This window comes from Pseudomonas sp. Sample_23, from assembly GCF_004307595.1.
GTDB classification, from domain to species: Bacteria; Pseudomonadota; Gammaproteobacteria; order Pseudomonadales; family Pseudomonadaceae; genus Aquipseudomonas; species Aquipseudomonas atacamensis.
In genome coordinates, this window is record NZ_RCNX01000086.1 from 10,919 (window position 1) to 14,602 (window position 3,684).

A 3,684-nucleotide genomic window follows, 5' to 3' on the forward strand; every position below is an offset into this window, starting at 1 on the left:
TCGCTCCCACCTTGGTTCGTTTGCAATCAAGCGATTTTAAGCGCCCTCAGCACAGGCAGCGTTTGCTCGGCAAACACCTGCGCCTGTGCGGTCAGCGCGGCGATGTTGGCTTCAGCGGTGAGCAGCGGCTGGCCATTGTCGACCAGCACTTCACCTTGTTCGCTGATCACCCCCCACGCCAGTTGCGCCCATTCGGCCGGCTGCTGTTTGCCCTGTTTGATCGAGATCAGGAACAGCTGCTGGAAGCGGCTGACCGTCACGCCACCACCGGTGACCGGGCTGGCCAGGGTCTGGATGTTGGCGCCGTACAGCGAGCGTTTGCACAGTTGCAGATTGAGCGCGGCGCAGCGACCGCTGACCTGCGCCTCGGCGGCCTCGCTTTGGCACGGAGCGACCGCGCCCATACCGATCAGCACGGCCAGGGCTTGTTCGAGGTCGTCGTAAGCCATTGCAGTCTCGGAGAGCAATTGGCGCATGGATTTGGCCGCATAGTTCTGCGCCGCCAAGGCATCGAGCACCGGGCCGTAGATTTCCGCTTGCAGGGTCGCTTCGCCGGCAGGACCGGTGACCGAACCCGCGACAGTTTCCCAGGGTTGCAGCAACGCGAAACGGCTGTGCAGCATTCTCGCCCGGCGTTCGGCAGCGGACAGGCGCGTCGCGCCACGCACGTACAGGTCGCGGCGGAAGTGCTGGTTGACGAAGTAGTCCCGCGCTTGCTCGCGCATGATCGGGTGTTCGATGGTTTCGAGAAAGTCCATGCCTTCGGCGCTCAGGTTGAGCGGGTCGATTGAGTCCAGCGGCACTGCCGTGGTGGCGTAGTCGAGTTTGGCCGGGGCCAGCGCGTCGACCATGTCGGCGAAGTACATGCAGTTCCAGTCGCGGTTGAAATATTCGTGGGCGACGTAGTGACGATCCTGGCCCTTGATGCTTTGCAGCCGCGCCCCGAGACTCGGCGCCGCAGCGGCATACTTCGGATTGGCCGCGAGCAACGCTTCGGAAAACTCCAGTGCGGCGTCAATACGCTCATCGGAGCGCGCCGAGGCATTGGCGAAACGGTCATGCAGGCTGAACAGATTGCGCAGCGGCGCCGACGGCGACCAGCCGGGGAAGCAGTTGTAGCTGACGTAGAGCATGCCGCCCGGTTTAAGGTGACGGCGGGCGAATTCGACGATCAGCTTCTGATTGTCGCGGCTGACCCAGGTCCAGATGCCATGCAGGCTGATGCTGTCGAACTGCGGCAGATCGTTGCGTGCGAGCAGCTGTTCGAAACTGTCGTCGTACAGGCGGGCGCCGTTGTTGGCGGCAGTCGCGAGGTCGATGGCATGGGCCGCCATACCCGGGTGAAAGTCCGTACCGACAAACGAACCCGGGTTGGCGGTGGCGTGGATGTTGATCGACACGCCCTGACCGAAGCCCAGTTCGCAGTGCACGCCGTCGTTGCTTTCCAGCGTGGCGAACCCGCGCAACAACAGGCAGTAACGCAGGAACACCGGATTGATCTCCCGGCTATAGCTGTAGGTGTAGCCTTCGTCGGTGAAATAACCTTCGTTCCAGGCGTTGCTCATGGGTACAGCCTCTTGTTCTTGAAAGTGATGGCAGTCTTATAAGGGGTTGGCATTGCGCGCGACAAATTGAAAAAACGGATACTTCCCCAAACCCTGTGGGAGCGAGCCTGCTCGCGAAAGCTTTTTTTCAGTTTGAATATAATCGGCTGACACGCCGCTTTCATGAGCAGGCTCGCTGCCACAGGGATCTTCAACATATCCAAGCAGGATTGATGGACCGATCACGCACTCCACGGCCCATTCGCGCAGGCATTTTGTAGCCAGCCGAAACTGTCATATTCCCTCCCACTCGTCTGCCCATAGTGACCAGCCCAACGCTGATTTCATGAGGCTGCACTGTGTTCCAACGTCTTCTGTGTTCGCTGTCCGTTCTGAGCCTGTCCATCGCCGCTGCCCACGCGGCCGAGCCTGTCACCCTTGATACGCCGCGCTTGTCCGGCATCGACAACTTTCGCGACATCGCCGGCATCACCACCGCGTACTCCACCGCCCACGACGGCGTGATGCGCAGCGGCGTGTTCTACCGCTCCAACGCATTGACGCCGTCGGCGACGGATCTGGCGACGCTCAATGGTCTCGGCATCAAAGCCATTTACGACTTGCGCACGCCCAGCGAAATTGCCGCCACGCCTGACACGATGATCGGCGGCGCGGCCTATCGCAATATCGACATCATCGGCAGCACCACCTCGGGTGCGAACATCACCAATATTTCGTTCCACAGCGCCGCCGAAGCGGTGGCGATGATGGAGGACACCAACCGCGCTTTCGTCAGCGATGCCGGCATGCGCGGGCAGTTCGGCCAGTTGTTCAATGAGTTGGCCAGTGTCGACGCCGCGCAGCTGTTCCACTGCACCGCCGGCAAGGACCGCACCGGCTGGACCGCCGCCGTGTTGCAGAGCATCGCTGGCGTCGATGAGGCGACGATCATGGCCAATTATCTGGCGACCAACGACTACACCGCCGCCCGTGTCGCCGCGACCCTGAAAGCCTTGCCGCCGAGCATGGCCGCTGTCTACGGGCCGCTGCTCGGGGTGCAGGCCAGTTACTTGCAGGCCGGTCTCGACCAGGTCGCCGCTGAGTACGGCAGCATGGACAACTACCTCAAGCAGGGCCTCGGTCTGTCCCAGGAAACCATTTACGTACTGCGCGGCAAACTGGTCGAGTACAACAGCTTGCCGGGGCAGGCCGGGCTGGTCGGCAACGCCGCCGCTGGTGCCGAATTGCTGCGGCAGTTGCAGAACTCCGAGCTGTCCGGCACCTACAGCGCCTATAACTACTACCTGCAATCGGCGATCGACGCCGGCACTCTGGGCGGTGTCGAATCTCAAGTCGGCGGTCAGGTCCACGCCGATGCGGCCAGTTATCTATTGCGGCAGAACGCGATGATCGAACAAGCCGCTGCGCCGTTCGCCAGCGGCAGCGATTTGAAGGTCGGCCAATACCGCCTCTGGAGCACCGCGCTCGCCAGCTACGTCGGCACGGACGGCTCGGCCCACGCCGAGAGCAGCAACGAACACAGCCAGGGCCTGATGCTCGGCATCACCCAGCGCTTCAGCGAACAACTCAGCGCGCGCGGCAGCTTTGGCTACAGCAAGGGCAGCGTGGGCGGAGCGGGTGGCGAGGCCGATACGGACTTCACCTTCCTCAACCTCGGTGCGCGTTACGGCCTCACCAGCCTCGAGCGCGGCTTGTTTGTCGACGCAAACGCCAGCGCCGGTTACGTCGACTACGACAGCAAACGCGAGCTTGGCGGTGGCCTCGGCACAGCCAAAGGCGACAGCCATGGCAACCTCACCGGCGCGACCCTGGCGTTGGGTTATCGCGCACCGCTCAACGGCGTGACTCTCGAACCGAGCCTGGGCTTTCGCGTCAGTCATCTCGACTTGCAAGGTTTCAAAGAGAAGGGCAGTGAGCTGGCGCTCGACGTCGATGGCATCAAGCAGACCCGCCGCAGCGCGGTGGCCAATCTCGACGTGTCATTTGCCCCGGTGACGATGGGTGCGTGGCAGTTGGTCCCGGGTGTTCGCGTGGGCTATGAACGCGCGCTCGGCGATCAGCAAGTCGACAGCGAAGGCCACCTGCTGGGGCTGGATATCGAGCAGCGCGCGGCGTTCGA

The 3,684-nt window shown here is 62.6% G+C and carries 2 protein-coding genes; one reads left to right on the plus strand and one right to left on the minus strand.

Features of this window, described 5'->3' with window-relative positions; all coding sequences use genetic code 11:
- Positions 1–26: 26 nt before the first annotated feature.
- Positions 27–1,565, minus strand: a complete 1,539-nt coding sequence (locus tag D8U82_RS22945) for a class I SAM-dependent methyltransferase (RefSeq protein WP_130903026.1) — start codon at positions 1,563–1,565, stop codon at positions 27–29.
- 338 nt (positions 1,566–1,903) lie between these two features.
- On the opposite strand from D8U82_RS22945, the gene D8U82_RS22950 reads away from it, so the two are divergent.
- The coding region (locus tag D8U82_RS22950) for a tyrosine-protein phosphatase (RefSeq protein WP_130903076.1) at positions 1,904–3,684 on the plus strand (1,781 nt) is incomplete at its 3' end.